General features: G+C 33.5%; 19 protein-coding genes. 10 read left to right on the forward strand and 9 right to left on the reverse strand.

Translation table 11 applies throughout. The features are described 5' to 3' along the window. Positions 1-146 precede the first annotated feature (146 nt). The gene (locus KO527_RS23620) at positions 147-587 is read right to left on the reverse strand and encodes an Hsp20 family protein (protein WP_216042697.1); all 441 of its coding nucleotides are present in this window, start codon (positions 585-587) and stop codon (positions 147-149) included. A 186-nt stretch (positions 588-773) separates the two neighbouring features. Further along, positions 774-1,214 (reverse strand): Hsp20 family protein, encoded by a 441-nt coding sequence (locus KO527_RS23625; protein WP_042143341.1) that lies wholly within the window; start codon positions 1,212-1,214, stop codon positions 774-776. A 311-nt stretch (positions 1,215-1,525) separates the two neighbouring features. Between KO527_RS23625 and KO527_RS23630 the strand changes: the two genes are divergently transcribed. After that, positions 1,526-2,380, forward strand: coding sequence for a PA4780 family RIO1-like protein kinase (locus tag KO527_RS23630; RefSeq protein ID WP_216042698.1), 855 nt, complete (start codon positions 1,526-1,528; stop codon positions 2,378-2,380). Between the two features lie 4 nt (positions 2,381-2,384). Here the strand turns inward: KO527_RS23630 and KO527_RS23635 are convergent, their stop codons facing one another. Further along, positions 2,385-3,131, reverse strand: coding sequence for a transporter substrate-binding domain-containing protein (locus KO527_RS23635; protein ID WP_216042699.1), 747 nt, complete (start codon positions 3,129-3,131; stop codon positions 2,385-2,387). 163 nt (positions 3,132-3,294) lie between these two features. On the opposite strand from KO527_RS23635, the gene KO527_RS23640 reads away from it, so the two are divergent. From KO527_RS23640 to KO527_RS23655, 4 genes are all read left to right on the forward strand, one after another. Next, the gene (locus KO527_RS23640; protein WP_252734062.1) at positions 3,295-3,843 is read left to right on the forward strand and encodes a TlpA disulfide reductase family protein; all 549 of its coding nucleotides are present in this window, start codon (positions 3,295-3,297) and stop codon (positions 3,841-3,843) included. A 218-nt stretch (positions 3,844-4,061) separates the two neighbouring features. After that, the gene (locus KO527_RS23645; RefSeq protein ID WP_216042700.1) at positions 4,062-6,104 is read left to right on the forward strand and encodes a UvrD-helicase domain-containing protein; all 2,043 of its coding nucleotides are present in this window, start codon (positions 4,062-4,064) and stop codon (positions 6,102-6,104) included. 1 nt (position 6,105) lies between these two features. Then, positions 6,106-6,582, forward strand: coding sequence for a GNAT family N-acetyltransferase (locus tag KO527_RS23650; RefSeq protein ID WP_216042701.1), 477 nt, complete (start codon positions 6,106-6,108; stop codon positions 6,580-6,582). Continuing rightward, the gene (locus KO527_RS23655; protein ID WP_216042702.1) at positions 6,583-7,638 is read left to right on the forward strand and encodes a kelch repeat-containing protein; all 1,056 of its coding nucleotides are present in this window, start codon (positions 6,583-6,585) and stop codon (positions 7,636-7,638) included. 65 nt (positions 7,639-7,703) lie between these two features. On the opposite strand, the gene KO527_RS23660 is transcribed toward KO527_RS23655, so the two are convergent. Next, a complete protein-coding gene (locus KO527_RS23660; protein ID WP_216042703.1) occupies positions 7,704-9,341 on the reverse strand; it encodes an NAD(P)/FAD-dependent oxidoreductase in 1,638 nt (545 codons plus the stop codon). Between the two features lie 146 nt (positions 9,342-9,487). Here KO527_RS23660 and fdxA point away from each other — a divergent pair, with 146 nt between their 5' ends. Further along, positions 9,488-9,823, forward strand: coding sequence for a ferredoxin FdxA (fdxA, locus tag KO527_RS23665; protein WP_216042704.1), 336 nt, complete (start codon positions 9,488-9,490; stop codon positions 9,821-9,823). Position 9,824: 1 nt separating this feature from the next. Here fdxA and KO527_RS23670 read toward each other — a convergent pair whose 3' ends face one another. After that, complete coding sequence (locus KO527_RS23670) at positions 9,825-10,322, reverse strand: hypothetical protein (RefSeq protein ID WP_216042705.1); 498 nt, start codon at positions 10,320-10,322, stop codon at positions 9,825-9,827. 62 nt (positions 10,323-10,384) lie between these two features. Here KO527_RS23670 and KO527_RS23675 point away from each other — a divergent pair, with 62 nt between their 5' ends. After that, entirely contained in the window at positions 10,385-10,597 is a 213-nt protein-coding gene (locus KO527_RS23675) for a hypothetical protein (protein ID WP_216042706.1), read from the forward strand. Positions 10,598-10,944: 347 nt separating this feature from the next. Beyond that, entirely contained in the window at positions 10,945-12,135 is a 1,191-nt protein-coding gene (locus KO527_RS23680) for an alpha/beta hydrolase-fold protein (protein WP_216042707.1), read from the forward strand. 100 nt (positions 12,136-12,235) lie between these two features. Here KO527_RS23680 and KO527_RS23685 read toward each other — a convergent pair whose 3' ends face one another. The 4 genes from KO527_RS23685 to KO527_RS23700 are packed head-to-tail and all read right to left on the reverse strand — an operon-like array spanning position 12,236 to position 15,655. Further along, positions 12,236-12,781, reverse strand: a complete 546-nt coding sequence (locus KO527_RS23685) for a DUF1697 domain-containing protein (RefSeq protein ID WP_216042708.1) — start codon at positions 12,779-12,781, stop codon at positions 12,236-12,238. A gap of 2 nt (positions 12,782-12,783) precedes the next feature. Continuing rightward, the gene (locus KO527_RS23690) at positions 12,784-13,116 is read right to left on the reverse strand and encodes a YdbL family protein (protein WP_216042709.1); all 333 of its coding nucleotides are present in this window, start codon (positions 13,114-13,116) and stop codon (positions 12,784-12,786) included. A 9-nt stretch (positions 13,117-13,125) separates the two neighbouring features. Then, positions 13,126-13,308, reverse strand: a complete 183-nt coding sequence (locus KO527_RS23695; RefSeq protein WP_216042710.1) for a YnbE family lipoprotein — start codon at positions 13,306-13,308, stop codon at positions 13,126-13,128. 4 nt (positions 13,309-13,312) lie between these two features. Beyond that, on the reverse strand, positions 13,313-15,655 hold the full coding sequence (locus KO527_RS23700; RefSeq protein ID WP_216042711.1) for a YdbH domain-containing protein: 2,343 nt from the start codon (positions 15,653-15,655) through the stop codon (positions 13,313-13,315). 346 nt (positions 15,656-16,001) lie between these two features. Between KO527_RS23700 and KO527_RS23705 the strand changes: the two genes are divergently transcribed. Beyond that, positions 16,002-16,226, forward strand: coding sequence for a FeoA family protein (locus tag KO527_RS23705; RefSeq protein WP_216042712.1), 225 nt, complete (start codon positions 16,002-16,004; stop codon positions 16,224-16,226). After that, complete coding sequence (feoB, locus tag KO527_RS23710; protein WP_216042713.1) at positions 16,226-18,382, forward strand: ferrous iron transport protein B; 2,157 nt, start codon at positions 16,226-16,228, stop codon at positions 18,380-18,382. The genes KO527_RS23705 and feoB overlap by 1 nt, the downstream gene beginning before the upstream one ends. Positions 18,383-18,399: the final 17 nt, after the last annotated feature.

The following is an 18,399-nucleotide window of genomic DNA, read 5'->3' on the forward strand; positions in this document are numbered from 1 at the left end:
GATAATTTGACATTGAATTACCTTTAAAATTTAGCTCTTCATAATGAACGAGCTTTAGGTATAACTAGTGTTATATAGGACCCTTTCGGCATCCGGATTGTGAAACTGCATAATATTATGCAGTTTCGATACGCTAATAAAATATATTAACTATTTAATAAAGCTTTACTGCTAATTTCAATTTGGCGAGGTTTCATCTCTTCTGGCACTTCTCTTTCTAGGTCTACAAATAACAAGCCATTTTCAATATCTGCAGATAGAACCTTTACATGGTCACCTAATTGAAATTTACGTTCAAAGTTACGTTCTGCAATACCTTGATGAATAAAATTACGTTCTACTTCATCATTTTTAGCTTTAGTGCCCGTAACTTTTAAGCTATTATTTTCAGATTCAATTGCTAATTCAGACTCGGTAAAACCTGCTACCGCAATGGTAATTTGATATTGATTTTCTGCTACCTGTTCAATATTATAACGGGGAAAAGCTGATTTATTTTCACTGCTATTAGCAGCATCAATTAAAGAAGTAAGTTGATCAAAGCCGATGAATGAGCGGTTTAATGGAGCAAAGTTTACTGTACGCATAAGATTATCCTCATTGAGCGATATTGATAATTCGACATTGAATTACCTTAAAAATGTAGCCCTTCATAATGAACGAGCAATTAGTTTTCGTTTTTTTATATAGGACCCTTTCGGCATCCAGATGTCTGAAACTACACACTATTATGCAGTTTCATTAATATTTAAATTTTGTAGTTTTAAAGACGATTAGCTTTCTAGTAATTTACCACTACCAATTTTAATCTGGCGCGGTTTCATTGCTTCTGGAATTTCTCTTTCTAAATCGATATGAAGCAGGCCATTTTCCATATCTGCACCAATGACTTTTACATGGTCGCCTAGTTGAAATTTACGTTCAAAATTACGCTCTGCAATACCTTGATGAATAAAGTTACGTTCAACTTTTGCTTTGTTGGCTTTAGTGCCTGTTACTTTTAACGTATTGTTTTCTGATTCGATTGCTAATTCTGATTCGGTAAAACCTGCTACAGCCATTGTGATTCTGTATTTATTTTCTGCTAGTAATTCAATATTATAAGGAGGAAAGCCTGATTGCTTTTCATTTCTATTAGCTGCATCTATAAGTGAAGCTAAATGATCAAAGCCGATGAATGAACGGTGAAGTGGTGAAAAATCTACTGTACGCATAATATTATCCTCATTGAGCGATATTGATAATTCGATATTGAATTATCTTTAAAATTTAGCTCTTCATAATGAACGAGCTGTTTGGTGTAATAAATTATCTATATAACTTATGTACACTTTTAAATAGTTGGTTGGAACTATGTTTTACTTTGGGACCCTATCGGCGTCCTCTGATTAAAGATATATGGATGAAAAAATCACTTTCAAGGATAAAAAGTAAAAAAATAAATTTTTCTTAAAAAATCAGCATTATTAACGTAAAATGATTCCAGTTATTAATTTAAAACGCTAAGTAGAAAGAACAAAACTGTATGAAGACACCTAAACGGATCCAGCCTTTAGTTGATGAAGGCTTAGTAGACGAAGTTATCAGTCAGCTTATGAGTGGCAAAGAAGCAACCGTATATGCTGTACGCTGTGGTGACGAAGTACGTTGTGCCAAAGTATATAAAGAAGCAACAAAACGTAGTTTTAAAAAAGCAGCACAATATAATGAAGGTCGTAAAGTAAGAAGTAGTCGTCGTGCGCGTGCCATGGAAAAAGGCTCTAAATTTGGCCGTAAGCAACAAGAAGAAATTTGGCAAAATGCTGAAGTTGATGCTTTATATAAAATAGCTGATGCTGGTGTACGTGTTCCAGAGCCATTCGGTTGCTATGACGGTGTTCTTTTAATGGAGTTGATTACCGACGAAGAAGGTGATGTTGCACCACGTTTGAATGATGTAGAAATGCCAGCTGACCAAGCAATTGAAGATCATCAAATCGTAATGACATATGTAATGCGTATGTTATGTGTCGGTTTAGTTCATGGTGATTTATCCGAATTTAACGTACTGGTAGATGAATATGGTCCTGTGATCATAGATTTACCGCAAGCTGTAGATGCCGCAGCAAATAACAACGCCAAAGCCATGCTTAAGCGTGATGTACAAAACATGACAAATTATTACAGCCAATTTGCGCCTGAACTGGCTAAAACTCATTATGCTGAAGAAATGTGGGCGCTATTTGAAGCCGGCGATTTACATGCCGATTATGTGTTAACAGGTCAATTTGAGCATAGCACCAAAGCAGCGAATGTTGGTTCCGTATTAGATGAAATTAAAGCCGCATTTGAAGAAATGCAAGATAGAGAAGAAGCGATTGCAGCTAGTTTAGAAGACTAGTCTATTAATTTTGATATTTTTTTAAAATCTCTTTAAAAGTCTGCTTTTTTTGTAATACAACAAAAGCAGCTTCCAGTTTATTTAATAATGTTTCATTTACAGTTTTTCGACTCAAAGCAAAATAAACAGGGTTTGAATGGATCACAAAAGGATTTACAACAATGTCTTTAAATTCAGGATTATTATTTGATTGATAAAGAATATTAGACCGTTCTTCTAAAAACCCACTGATCCGTTTATTTCGTAATAAATATAGTTTCACATCATTATTTGGAATGCTAACAAAGTGAATATCCGAATAAGGATCTGACTCCAATAACGATTCAAATTCATCTCCATAATAAGCAACTCTTTGAATTGCAATTGGTTTGGGTAAATTCTTTAATTCATCTAATTCTTCAATAAAAAAAGCTTCAGATACTAACGTTGCCAACACTATTACTTCTTGCCTATGAGGACCAATAAAGTGAGCAAATTGCTTACGTTTTTCAAGATCTGAAACCCCTAACATCATATCGATTTTTCCTTGCTTTAATAAATCGATAGCTCTACCCCACGCCATATCAACAAAACGATATTTACAATCCGCTTGCTCTAACAATGCCTTAGCAAAATCAACATCCATACCATGCCACTGCATTTTGTCACTCACTTTTTTAGGTGAGTAATGCTCATAACGAACGGTTAATTCACATGCAAAAGCTTGTGCTGTTATCAAGTATACGATTAAAGCTAACAATACAGTTTTCATTGAATTAAAATATATCCATATAGGTATTTGATAATATTAGTTCAAATTATCAAACTCAACTGGATATATTAATAATTAAATTAATCTGAATTGAATATATTCAGCTGTTTTACGGTCTATATAAGTAACTTACATTTAAAGCAAAAATTTATAAGGAAGTCGTTTGAAAAGCATTTTAATACAAGTTATTGCTGCTATTATTATTTTTAATCTTGTGAGTATGTTTAAGGAATCATCTTTATTAGATGTATCTGGCGACTTACCAGCCCCCTATTTTTCGTTACCGATACTTGAAAATAAAGAAACAAAACCAGAACCTAAGCTATCAAATAGCACTTCATTAAACGAAACTTATAACAAAAATAACAGATTAGATTTAAGCCAATTAAAAAATCAAAAAACCGTTGTTTATTTTTTTGCGCCTTGGTGCAGTATTTGTAAAATAAGCATGCCTAACTTACAAAACAAAGTCTCAGATGGCTCGGTCAATGCCATCGCCATAGCACTGGATTTTGATAACTCAGAACAAGTAAAGGAATTTACAAATAATTTAGGGATCACATTTCCCGTATTATTGGGAAATCATCAAATACGACAAAATTACCAAATAGAAGCATATCCAACTTACTATGTAATAGATGAAAACCTAAAGTTATCAGCCCGGTCTATGGGATATTCGACCGAACTTGGCCTAACACTACGCGGCAGCTAATAAATAAAAAGGGGTCGGAGTTAATTAAATTATTTAAAGTTAAATTTTTTAGTTTAAAATGTGATTTTGATGACAATTACATCAAGTTAGATGCTTTTCCCTTCTATTTATGAGAGTTGAATCATTTATTTAATAGATTCAACTCAAAAGTTTGATTAATTAACTCCGACCCCTTTATTTGTTTTATACTTTACTTTTATTCTTAATAGTTTGTTTTCATGCAATTAAAGCGGTATTGGCTTAGTAAATTTTTCATTAAAAATCATGCTTCATTAGAAATTGGCACTCAAGGTGTTTTGCTAGATAATACACTCATAAATTGGCCCGACTTTGAGACGTTTCCATACATTGAATCTCATTTCTTTTTTTCGAGTCTTAATTGGCAAGCTAATGACATTCAATATCATTATAACTGGCTTTCAAAAAATACAGCAAGCAATGCAATAACCAATATATTAGATCAATGGGGTAAAATAAATAAAGCCGCATTAATTCATTTAGCTAATGCGATTAAAGCAAAAATGAGTCAAGGTTATTTACGCAAAAATACATTTACTAATATCAAAAATAGGGCCATTAAACAGCTGAAATTATGGCCTAAAGATATTGCATTATTCTCTTTTGATGAATCGATTCATAAATCATTAAAATTTTTACAATTAGTTGTAAGCTGGAGTGAACAACATTTAGTTGCTTTTCAAAAAAACTATATAGATAAACAAAAAGCAGTTTATTTAGATTACTTTCAATCAATTGAATCAAACCCTTTAACTGATAGACAACAAACTTCTTGTATTACTGATGAACAAAACAATTTAATTTTAGCCGGTGCAGGTACTGGTAAAACAAGTACGATGATAGGCCGTGTTGGTTATTTATTGAAAAGTGTTCAAGCGAAAGAATCTGAATTTTTACTACTCGCATTTGGTAAACAAGCTGCTGACGAAATGAAAGTTCGTATTAAAGAAAAACTAAACCTTTCATCAATTAGATTAAATACATTTCATAGTTTAGGTTTAAATATTATTACATCGGTTGAATCTAAATCACCGAATATTAGTGAATTTGCATCCAATGAAACTAATAAACAAAACTGGATCCAAGCTCAATTTAAACTATTACTGGCCCAAAGTGAATTCAAGTTAAAGGTTCAAAGTTATTCTCAAGCATATCTAAACTCGAATAAAGATTTAGATGGCAATATTGAAGAAATTTCTAAAAATTTAAGTCAATTGATCGGCTTATATAAATTAGCGCTATTTGATAAACAACAATTCCAGCATCGATTGTCACAAAATAAAGATCAAAGCCAAATAAAATCTGAGCTTGAATTATTATCGCCTATCTATCAACTTTATCAAAAACACCTTTTAGACTGTAACGAAATAGACTTTGAAGATATGATCATCAAGGCAATTCAATACGTCGAATCAAACCGGTTTAAATCAAACTGGAAACATATATTAGTAGATGAATTTCAAGATATTTCAGAACCTAGAGCCAGGCTAATTAAAGCATTAAAAACGCAAGTATCAGGTTCTTCCCTATTTTGTGTAGGCGATGACTGGCAAGCAATTTATAGATTTACAGGAGCAGATATTAGTTTAACAACGCAATTTGCAAGTTACTTTGGGCCAACCCAAATCACAGCTTTAGATAAAACCTTTCGATTTAATAATAGTATTAGTGATTTTGCCAGTAAATTTGTAATGCAAAACCCGAGTCAATTACATAAAGAAATGCTCACACATACCCAAGTTAAAGAGCCAAGAGTTACATTACATCAAGGTGACAGTGAAGATAAATTAAGTCATGTATTAACAGACATTAATGATAGTACGTCATCTAAGCAGTCTGTTTATATTCTATCGCGATATAAGTTTAATTTACCTAATAGACATAATTTAAATCAGTTAAACGTTAAATTTAAAAACTTAGATATAAAAACAGATACTTTTCATGCCAGTAAGGGTAAAGAGTCTGATCATGTGATTATATTAGGCCTCAATAACGGTAAATATGGTTTCCCATCACAAAAGCCAATTTCCCCATTATTAGATTGTTTACTGCCTAAAGCGGAAGAATTTCAGCATGCTGAAGAGCGACGACTATTTTATGTCGCTATTACTAGAACAAAACACGCAGTACATCTATTAAGTGACATAAAAAAGCCGAGTCAATTTATCACTGAATTATTAGAAAAAGATTATATGATTAATTACAATCAAGTATCTGACACTTCATTAAAAGAAGCCGTATAAAATGGAATTTTTTTACTTAAAAGACAAGCCTGAGTTTATACCACAAATAGCACACTGGTATTTTAAGCAATGGGCTTATTTAATGGAGATACCGAGTGTTGAAATCATTAAAGACAAACTTAAAACACAATTGAATTGCTCAAAGATACCACTGGTATTACTCTTAATTGAAAATGAAAAATTACTAGGTACTTGTCAATTAAAGTATCATGAAATGGACATTTATCCAGAGAAGGAGTACTGGCTAGGTGGTGTTTATATATGTCATAGGCAAAGAGGTAAAGGGTTAGCAAAAAAGCTTGTCATAAAGGCTAAAGATATTGCAAAATCACTCGGTGTAAAAACTTTGTACTTGCAAACAGAAAACCTTTCAGGTGGTGTGTATGCCCAACTTGGCTGGCAACCTATAGAGCAAATAACAAATAAGGGAGATCAAGTATTAGTAATGCAATGTGGTCTTACTTCAGAGGATAAATAAATGATAAGTCGCCCCCCCCTTCTATTTTTAAGTAGTCTTGCTGTAAATACACAAGCAATAGCAAACAGCCTGCCTCCATTGCCTGAACCAGTAGCAAATAATGCAGTAACCAAAGTAATCACTAAGCAAGGTGAATATTTACTTAGTTTTATGGGTTTGGCTGAGAAAAAAAATCATACAGCGATTCATAATAAAACTTGGGCGCTTAATATTTCCAAACCTGATCAACAGTGGCAAATAAAAAAGCCCGTACCAAGCTCACTTACATTAAAAGGACGATTAGCATCAGTTGCGACTAGTATTGGTTCTGATGCATATATTTTTGGTGGCTATACAGTTTCAATAGATCATCAAGAAGTTTCTAGCCCTGATGTATTCAAATTTGATGTAATAAATAATGAATATACGCAATTAGCGAATATGCCTGTACCCGTAGATGATAGCATTGCTTTGGGCTATTTAAATCGCTATATCTACCTTGTCAGTGGTTGGCACAATGATGGCAATGTAAACCTAGTACAAGTTTACGATACAAAAACAAATACTTGGCAACAAGCCTCCCCCTTTTTAGGCAAGCCCGTATTTGGTCAAGCTGGGGCAATTAGCAATAATATCATGCTCGTATGCGATGGCGTTTCTATTAAAGCTCATAAAAATAAACGAAGAAGCTACCAAGGCATAGCCCAGTGTTTTAAAGGCACTATAGATAAAAATAACCCATTAAAAATAGACTGGCGTATGGTTGAACACCCTACTAAAACGCCTCGTTATCGCATGGCTGCAACAAGTGTGAATAATAAAATCGTAATGCTAGGGGGATCTACAAATCCATACAATTATAACGGCATTGGCTACGATGGTACACCATCTCCAGCAAGCAGCGAAATTTGGCTATTTGATTTAAAAACGCAGCAATGGCAAATTGAAAATAATAATTATACAAAGACCATGGATCACAGAGGCCTCATCTTTCATAATGACAGGTTAATAACACTTGGTGGAATGGATAATAATCAGAATGTGATTTCAGATGTTGTTATAAGAAAATTAAAGTGACAAATCAATAATAATTAATATTGTAAAGCCCATTTACAGGGCTTTACAATGACGTTAAATCAATATTACTTAACACTTTGAACCATAGCTAAGGCCATTGCTTCAGCTACTTTAATACCATCTATACCAGCAGATAAAATACCACCAGCATAACCAGCACCTTCACCCGCCGGATATAAACCTTTCGTATTTAAACTTTCAAATGACTCTCTATCACGTGTAATTTGAATTGGAGAAGATGTACGCGTTTCAACAGCTGTTAATGTTGCATCCTTCATTGAGAAGCCTTTTATTTTACGTTCAAAAGCTGGGATCGCTTCGCGTATTGCTTCAATTGCGTAATCAGGCAAAGTTTCACTTAAATCACAATAGGTTACGCCAGGTTTATAAGATGGGATGACCTCACCATGTTCACCACTTGCACGACCCGCTAAAAAGTCACCTACAAGTTGGATTGGTGCATCATAACTACTTCCACCAATTTTAAAGGCGTTTTCTTCTAGTTTACGTTGAAATTCTATACCAGCTAAAACATCTTCTTTCCCATCTACTAATGGGTAATCACTTGGGTCTATACCAACAACAATTGCACTATTTGCATTTCGTTCATGACGTGAATACTGACTCATTCCATTGGTCACTAAACGTCCCTCTTCAGATGCTGCAGCCACAACTGTACCACCTGGACACATACAAAAACTGTAAACAGAGCGACCATTCTTACAATGATGAACAAGTTTATAATCAGCAGCACCTAAAATTTCATGTCCAGCGTGAATACCAAATCTTGCATCATCAATAACAGATTGTTCATGCTCAATTCTGAATCCAACTGAAAAAGGTTTTGCTTTAATATAAACACCTTTATCGTGGATCATTTTAAAAGTATCACGGGCACTATGGCCTATTGCTAAAGCAACAAAGTTAGTATCAATTTTTTCACCACTGGCTAATGTTAAACCAGTCACTTGTTGACCATCACCTGACTCTTCCATATGGATATCATCAACACGCTCGCCAAAACGAATTTCTCCGCCTAACGCAATAATATTAGCGCGCATTTTTTCAACCATAGTTACTAGCTTAAAAGTACCTATATGTGGTTTACTTACATATAATATTTCGCTTGGAGCTCCCGCATCTACAAATTCATTTAATACTTTACGGCTGTAATGCTTAGGATCTTTTACTTGAGAATATAATTTACCATCAGAGAAAGTACCCGCACCACCTTCACCAAACTGCACGTTTGATTCAGTATTTAATATCTTTTTACGCCAAAACCCAAAGGTATCCTTAGTACGTTGTCTTACTTCTTGACCACGTTCTAAAATAATAGGTTTAAAACCCATTTGGGCCAAAATCAAGCCAGTAAATAAACCACATGGTCCCATACCAATTACAACTGGGCGCTGACTAAAGTTATCTGGAAGTTCTGCCACAAATTTGTAAGTCATATCAGGACTGACTTTAACATTATGATCTTTTTCAAACGTCTCTAATAAAGCATCATTAACCGATGTTTCAACATCAAGTGTATAAATTAGCGTGATAACATTTTTTTTGCGTGCATCATAACCACGTTTAAAAACCGTAAAATCAATTAATTGATCATCAGTAATATTTAATTTTTTAAGTACGGCTTGTTTTAATTCACCTTCTTGGTGATTCAAATCTAATTTTATATCGGTTAAACGCAGCATTGAGGATCTCATTGAAAAAATTGCAGCAGTATTTTACCTTATTGCGCTAGATATTGCCTACAATAATACACAAGAGATTGAATTAATATTTTAGCTAGGTATCATGCCCCTCTATTTTGCATATACCTATTAGGAAATAACACCCAATGGCCTTTGTAGTAACCGATAATTGCATTAAATGTAAATACACTGATTGTGTAGCAGTTTGTCCTGCTGATGCTTTTTTTGAAGGTCCAAACTTTTTAGTGATCAATCCAGACGAATGTATCGATTGTGATTTATGTCCAGTTGAGTGCCCTGCAGGTGCTATTTATCAAGAAGATGAAGTACCGGAAGATCAAAAAGACTTTATAAAATTAAATGCTGAATTAGCTGAAATTTGGCCAAGGATCACCGAAGTTATCGCCCCACCTGAAGATGCTAAAGTATGGGACGGTGTAGAAAATAAAATAGAGTTCTTAATTGTTGAAAATGAAGAATAGGCTAAATAACCGTAGAAATAAAATCTTCTAACGTCTTTAAGCCTAGTTGAGCTTTTACTTCGTCATCACAACACTTTCCAACTAAAGCTTGGCCAATAGGTGATTTAGGTGTGATTACAGTAACATTTTGTTGTTCAAGCTGGGTAACAAATCCACCAGCAAAGGCAGCAATGAAGAACCAATGTGATTTAGTGACATCTTGCTCAAGTTGGACTAAATGACCTAGGGTAATTGCCGTATCGGCTTCAATTTCTTCAACAATATGCTTTTGTGTTTTTAACACATGAAAAGCTTTAATCGCCGTTTCAAACTCATCAACGCGTTTAGATTGACCTTGTGCTAAATACCCCGCTTCAATGGCAATGGTATCGTATTGGGTTTCAGCAACCGACTCATCATTAACAGCTGCATCACGTGCATTTGTTGCGGCTTCAATTGCATCTTTTAATTCTTGTTCTAAATGAGTAATGATCTTACTAATTAACTGCAGCTTATCCATTGTTCTCTCGATTCAAATAATACGCCATCATTATCCCCCAAAAAGGGGTCGGAGTGAATTAAATGAATAATTTTTTAATTCACTCCGACCCCTTTTTTAATGTTAATGGGCTAAATGATAAACCTTATAAATCAAACCATACTTTCAACTGTATTTTATTCAAACAAAGGACAACTGAAATGATGGCTGCAAGATGGTCAATCGACGTAAAGTTTGGTCACAAACCAGATGTAGTTAACTCATTATCTCAATGGTTTAATGGTTTAATGGTTTAATGAAATAGGTTCACAAATTGGCTGGGTTAAAGGGAAGTATTCAGAGTTGTAGAATGAAAACCAATAAAGGGGTCGGAGTCAATTAACGATATTTTAAATTAATTCACTCCGACCCCTTTTTATTTTGGAATAAAAATTTAAGTTTATCGGTCTAGTAACAAGGCTGAAATTTCAATCTGAAAGCCTGTTATCATTTCATATTAAAATAGTGTTTATTTATCCTATTTTAAAAGCACTTCATCGTATCTAATGTTTCTTATTTATATTCATTAACGCATATTTATCACAAGCAATGAGGAATTACTTTCTTCAACTAATCACTAAAAGAATTATTAAAGGGACTCAATATGCGATTAAATCAATTGGCACTTATTACTTCATTAAGCTTTCTACCTTTAATTTCCAATGCACAAACTTCAATAAATCCAAAAGGTGAGATTAAAGGTGAAGAAGTATCTTATAAAGTCGGCGAGCGATTCATCATAAAATCAACAATTTTAAATGAAGAACGTCAACTACTTATTCATTTACCTGATGATTATAATAAATCTGACAAGAGCTACCCTGTTATATTTGTTTTAGATGGAAACAGTCATTTTAGACATGCCACAGTTGCAACTAATATATTAGAACAGCAAAACAGAATGCCACAAAGCATTATCGTTGCCATTCCTAACAACCAAGGGACACGAGGTCGTGATTTAGGCGCTCAAAAAGATATTTTTTTAAAGTTTATATCTGATGAAGTCATTCCATATACTAATAAAAACTATAGAACATCAAATCACAAAACCATTTTTGGTCACTCCATGGCGGGCGCTTTTGTAATTAAAGCACTTGCAAGCAAACCTGATTTATTTGAAAACTATATTGCCGCAAGCCCATATATGTTCCCGAACGATAAAGCACTATTCACAGCTTTTGATAAATTATTTAAAAATAAACAAAGCCTTAATAAATCGCTCTACTTGACGATGACAGATGTAGCGGCTGAAGGTGTGGAAGTTACTCAAGCGTTAGATAAATTTGTTGATTTAATGAAAAAACAAGCGCCTGAGTCTTTAAACTGGCACTATGAATTTATTCCTGAGCAAGTACATATGACAACACCTTATTTAACTTTGTATCAAGGTGCCTCTTTTGTATTTTCTGACTACCATACACCTATCTATACACAATATAGTGAGTTTGATAAGAATGGTGGTATTAAAGGCTTGCAAAAGTTTTATGAAAAGCGAAGTGCTAAATATCAAGTCTCTGCCCAAATACCTGAACGCACAATTCGTCGTCTTGGGTATAACTTTATGGAAGCTAATCCAAAAGAAGCTGTTGAGATATTTTTACAAAACTCTAGAAGTAACCCAGAGTCGCCGGGTGCAAAACTTGCTTTAGCAAGAGGATATGAAAACTTAGGTTCAAAGGACAAAGCACTCTCAAGCTTTAAAGAAGCAGTTAAAATAGCCCAAAAGACCTCACCACAAAATGTGCCTTTTTTACAAAACCAGGTTGAAAGATACCAAAAATTAATTGCTGAATAATTAAGCGCTTTAAATTTTTGACTATTTTATAATTCGAAAAAGTGACCAAAATAAATCAGCCGCTTTAGGTTTATATGGCTGATTTATTTAATGCTTTAACTTACCACCTCGCTAATTCACACAATTTATTAACTGACTTTAAGTTTCGGGTTGTCGCTAAAACATCAAGTTTCTTTTCTATAAATACATTCGACAACTTAGTTTTTCCGTAGCCATTTGGGCAATGTAAATAAATGCATTTATCACCCAATACTAATTTTTCAGGCGCTTTAACATACGCCATTAATCTATTTACAGCCGATTTATCAGGCTGTTGAGATAAAAAAGTAATCAGCATTTTAGTGCCATCAGCTTCTAAGTCCACTTCACCAAAAGGAAGGTTAGCTAACACTTTTTCAAATTCATTTAATGTTCTGATATCTACTGGTACTTCAAAGTTGTACTTAGTTTTTATCGCATCTTCTATTATTTTTTGAATATCCGCAACTTGGTCTATATCTGAGTCAAAGATCACATTGCCACTTTGAATATAAGTCAGTACATTTTCAAAACCTAAGCTTTCATATAATGACTTTAATTCTTTCATTACAATTTTTTTTTGACCACTTACATTAATGCCTCTTAGAATTGAAATATATTGGGTCATGATTAGTCCTTTTTAATCCATTGACCCTTTGCATTTTTAATAAAATTACCTGAGGCTGTTTTTTGAATTGCTTTTTCTCCAGCTAAAGCCGAAATCTGACCCAAAGTAATTTTATTTTTACGGGCCAATGAGATATACAAGTCTTTACGTTTTTTATTCACTGAATTTACAAGGCTGGCAACTTGCGCATTATTTTTAATCGCGCCTAAATAGCCATCAGGCATTTCACCCACTAAACCTTGTTTTTTAGCGTCTTGAAGCGTTAATGCTAAAGCTGAAAATGACATACTTAGCATGATGATTAAAAAAGAGGTGTATTTAATTAATTTATTCATGTTTTATCCTTAAAATATTGAGCTATCTTCACTAAAAATATCATCAAGTTCTTTATCAACTTTTACACGAATTTCATGATCTATTTTCAGGTTTAAGTTAATTGTTATTGGTTCTTTCGCGCTTACTTCAACCTTGTGGGTACATGCGCTTAATAGAGTAACAGCTAAAAAACTAGCTATTAATGCCTTCATATTATTAGTCCTTTTGTTGTAATTTTTGGATAATTTCACTTTCCATATTATCAGCGATCCTTAATGACTTAATTAAACCGAGTAAATCATAATTGATATTTAAGTTTAAATTCACTTCATTATCTAAATCTGGGTTTCGCCCTTTTATTACTGTATCAAGTAACATTCTGCCATCATCATACATAAATACATCAGCATTTAATTGATGATAATGTACGTTTTCTAAAGCATCAAATGCTAAAGCAAGCTCTGTACTTGTTTGCTTTAAAGACTCTACACCTGGGTTATCTTTAATTTGAATCACACCTTCACCGACATTGAACAGCTTGCCATTTTCAATTCTAATGTATTCATCAATAAATAGCGGTAAATTACCAGACACTCTACCTGTTACTATGATCCCTTGTTGCTTTTCAAGTTCAATTATTTTATTTAAATCTATTTGTTCTAACTTTAAAGTCACAGGATTGTTTGCATCTAGTGGCCACTTTAACTCTGGTATCTTGAAACTACCACCAAAAGCATCAGCTTTAACATCCAATAAGTTTATATTGAGTTTATTTGATTCAAAATTAATCGATGAAGTAGCAAGTAATTCAGAAATGGGTGTACCAGAGTCAAGACTTCCTAAGCTTATATTATTAGCGATATCATAAGTTGTAATTTTTTGATTTTTTAATTCAAAATTTTGTTGCCAATATAAACCCTCAAGCCAAAAGCCATTTACTTCGCCAATCACATCCTTAACATTAAACTGCAAATTCAGCTCATTTTTAAATACATCTTTTATATCTGTTAGCTGGCCTTTAAGTTGGTAATCTATTGTTCCATTAATAAGCGCTAAATCTGGTTTATGTGCAATATTTAATTCTAGTAGACTAGGAATACTCAATTGTTCCATAGATATATTAATATACGGCTTGTTAATATCACCTTGTATCGCATAATTTGCCAAATTAATATCATCTAGTACAAGCGTTCCCGCTACTTTCATATTTTCTAAAGTACCATCAAGCTGTGATCTGATGACTAGCTGTTCTGTTTTAATAATATTTTTTAAAGCTCCGTTTAGCACCATAGTTTCTAAATTTAACGCTAAACTCAAACCTGTTGTAAAGGCATATTCTATCTTACCTTTAAGCTCAGTTTTAATTTGAGGAATATAAACAGACTCAGCTCTTAAATTCTTTAAAATGATATTAGAGGCAGGATAAAAATCTATAAAAAAACCACCTTCACTTTTATTTAATTGACCCAACATTTCGATATTAGCTGCATCTTTCGCTATCTCATTAGATATATTGAGTTCAGCGTTAACATCAAACTTTGTATTAAGCCTGTCAAAATTTAAGCTGGTAGAAAGTCCTTCCAGCTTTATTAAACTTGATTGTTCGTTATTGGAGATTTTCAATTTAATTGTATCTAAGTCAATAATTTGTTGTTCAAAATCAACCTTAAAACTCCCCTGAGGATTAATAGCAATTAACTCTTTTTTATTATTACTGAGTAAATCGGTTAAATATTCCGGTACTTGCGCTCCCTTTAGCAATGCAATTACAACATTATGCTCAAAGCTTAGGCTTGCAGTACTTTGTGGAGCAAATACTAAATCAATGTCATTTTCACCTATTACACCTTGCCAAACTGTATCGTGTTTTAGCCTAAAAGGTCCGCTATTTAATATGCCCACTTCACTGTCTACAACGATACTTTCTGTCTGTTGCTTTATAGTCAGTAGGTTTTTTTTCCAATTAAAATGAGAGCTGACTGTACCTTTTACATTTAAGTACTTTTGTATTTCTGCTGGCAAAGTAAAACCGTGAGCAGATAAAAATTCAATTGATGGCTGCACATTTAAAGTGATTTTGCCATCAATTTCATTATTAATGATGTTAAGCGAACCATGTAAAGCTTTAGTTTTTGATGGTGTTAATAGGTGGATTTTATAATCATTATCAGCAGCGACAAAACTGCCTGTATAAACTAATTTTGAATTAAAGGTTTTATAGGTGAATTCATTAATATTAATGGTAAAAGGTAAGTTAAAGTCACTCAATTTTTTAAAGAATGAATGAAGTTCAACAAGCGGATTCGATGCTGCCTCAGATTTTTTAAACTCAATCGGCTTTAAGCTTTGAACATCAACTGAGTTTAAATTAATACCCTTAAATTTAATCCCCTCTTGATATGACCAATCAATTTTTCCATGACTTAAATTGACATCAAAAAGCGCATGGTTTAAACATAATTTATCAATCATGACATCTAAATTAGACGCTAGTTTCACCTCAAAGCAAGAGACAGCAATATTGTATGGCGCAAGATAAGGTTTAACAAAATGAAGCATTAATGCCTGCCTATTGCTAAACACTGCAGTGAATATAACAATACTCATAATTACACAAATAAAACTTAATTTTAACCAGCGTTGCATGCGATCCATTTCTTTTATAAAACCGTGAGTTATCAGCAGCCAAAATGATACTGCTTATCTAAGGTAAAGTAGATATTTTTTTATAGTTACTTTATAAATGTAATATTTTCTCAAAAAATTAAAATAGATTTAAAATCTTCTAAAAACATTGATTTTAATCAATTAATTAATCTCTTATTACAATTTGCTTTGTACTTATAATATCTACTCTTATAAAATAATAATGTAAGTAATTATCATTTTTAAAGGTATTTAATATATGACATTAGTTGATTTGACTAAAAATCAAAAAGCAAAAATCATCGCACTTCCTCAAGATAAAGTGCTTGCTACCCAACTATTGGAACAAGGATTCGTACCAAATTGTGAAATTTCACTGGCACATAAGGCACCATTAAATGGCCCTCTCGCTTTTAGATTAAATAATACAAAAATGATAGTGCAACAGCATTTAGCGAAACAAATCATTGTGGATGTTATTTAATGTCTTATTATGATCATTATGCATTAGTTGGTTTTGCCAACTCGGGAAAAAGCACCCTTTTTAATTTATTATCTGATGGTAACCAAAAAATAGGTAACTGGTCAGGCGTAACAGTTTCGGTTAAAACAAGTAACATAACTTTACCTAGCAATACAGCAAAACTTTCTGATTTACCAGGTTTAAGTTCTTTAACAAAAAGAGACTCTCAAGGGAAAGACTTAAGCATTTCACATGGCTTTTTAGCAAAGCAAAACATCGACTGTATTGTTAATGTTGTAGATGCCACTCAGTTACAACGCCAATTGTATTTAACAACACAATTACTTGAGTTAGGTATTCCTATGATCGTGTTATTAAATAAAACCGATCGTAAAGAAGCTACCCCAGTTAATCTTCAATGTTTATCAAAAGAATTGGGTTGCCCTGTTTTTGAAATTAGCGCCCAAAATAATACATCATTAGATAATATTCATGCTGCTTTAGGGAAAGCTTCAACACAAAAAAATCATAAAATGATATCTCATGAAAATAAAGAAAACAGTGACGTAGAATGCTCCCTTAAGGATGATTGTGCCTGTCATTTTGAAGACGAACCTTTAGCTGTTATCCATCAGCGTCACCAATTTATTAAAGATACATTAGCCAATACAACATCAGTGCAATCTACACAATTAAGTTTTACCGACCGTATTGATAATTTTGTATTGCATCCTATTGCGGGCATTCCAATATTTTTAGCAATGATGTATTTATTGTTTATGTTTGCAATAAATGTAGGCAGCGCATTTATCGATTTTTTCGATATCCTAAGCGCTACACTATTTGTTGACTACCCGCTTCATCTTTTATCGCCATTTGAATTACCACAATGGCTGATGACCATAGTGGAAGGTGTCGGAAGTGGTATTCAAACCGTCGCTACTTTTATTCCAGTTATTATGTGTTTATTTATTGGCTTATCACTACTAGAAAGCAGCGGTTATCTTGCAAGGGCGGCTTTTGTTGTTGATAGCTTGATGCAAAAAATAGGATTACCAGGTAAAGCGTTTGTTCCTTTAATTGTTGGTTTTGGCTGTACTGTGCCAGCTGTAATGTCTGCAAGAGTACTTGATAGTGAAAGAGAACGTATTTCTACCATTATGATGGCCCCTTTTATGTCATGCGGTGCAAGGCTGCCTGTTTATGCTTTGTTTGCAGCTGCATTTTTTCCAGACAACGGGCAAAACTTGGTTTTCCTTTTATATCTTATAGGCATAGCCGCCGCGATATTTACCGGCTTTTTATTAAAGAAAACCGCCTTATCAGGCGACAGCTCAATCAATATATTAGAACTGCCTTTGTATGAGATGCCTAAACTTACTCAAATTAGTGCGCGCGTATTTTCTCGCACTAAAGGCTTTGTAACTGGCGCAGGAAAAACAATTGTTATTGTTGTTTGTTTATTAAATTTCTTTAATTCAATCAGTACAGATGGCAAATTTGGTAATCAAGACAGCGAACAATCAATTTTAAGTGCAGGCGCAAAAATTGTTATGCCGATACTGGCTCCTATGGGAGTTAAAGAAGAGAATTGGCAAGCAGGAGTAGGTATAATTACAGGTATTTTTGCAAAAGAAGTGTTAGTAGCAACATTTAATAGTCTATATTCTCCAAGTTCACCAGAAGTTCCAGCAGAGCCATCAATAAGTGACAGTTGGTTTGAAGCAATAGCTTCAATTAAAGCAAACTTATTAGGCATAGAAGTTGAAGACCCTCTGGGTATGCATGTTGGTGACTTATCAAACCTAGATGTTGTGGCCCAAGAGCAAGAAGTTGACTTAACAACTTACAGCATAATGCAATCTGCTTTTGTTGGGAAGCTTGGTGCATTTAGCTATTTACTGTTCATTTTGCTCTATACGCCTTGCGTAGCAGCTATGGGCGCTATAAAAAATGAAGTAGGTAGTCGGTGGGCTGGATTTGCTGCTACTTGGAGCTTTGTATTAGCCTATTGTGCTGCAACCCTTTGTTATCAAATAGGTAACTTTATCAATCACCCAGTATATGCACTGACAACAATTCTGGTGGTTTTGAGTGTGCTATTTTTTGTTTACTTTTGGCTAAAATCTTATGGTTCAAAAATTTTAACCATACCTGTTGCGGTAAATTACTCATAATTTATTAAAAGGATTAA

Source organism: Pseudoalteromonas sp. C2R02, from assembly GCF_018860845.1.
Classification (GTDB): Bacteria; Pseudomonadota; Gammaproteobacteria; order Enterobacterales; family Alteromonadaceae; genus Pseudoalteromonas.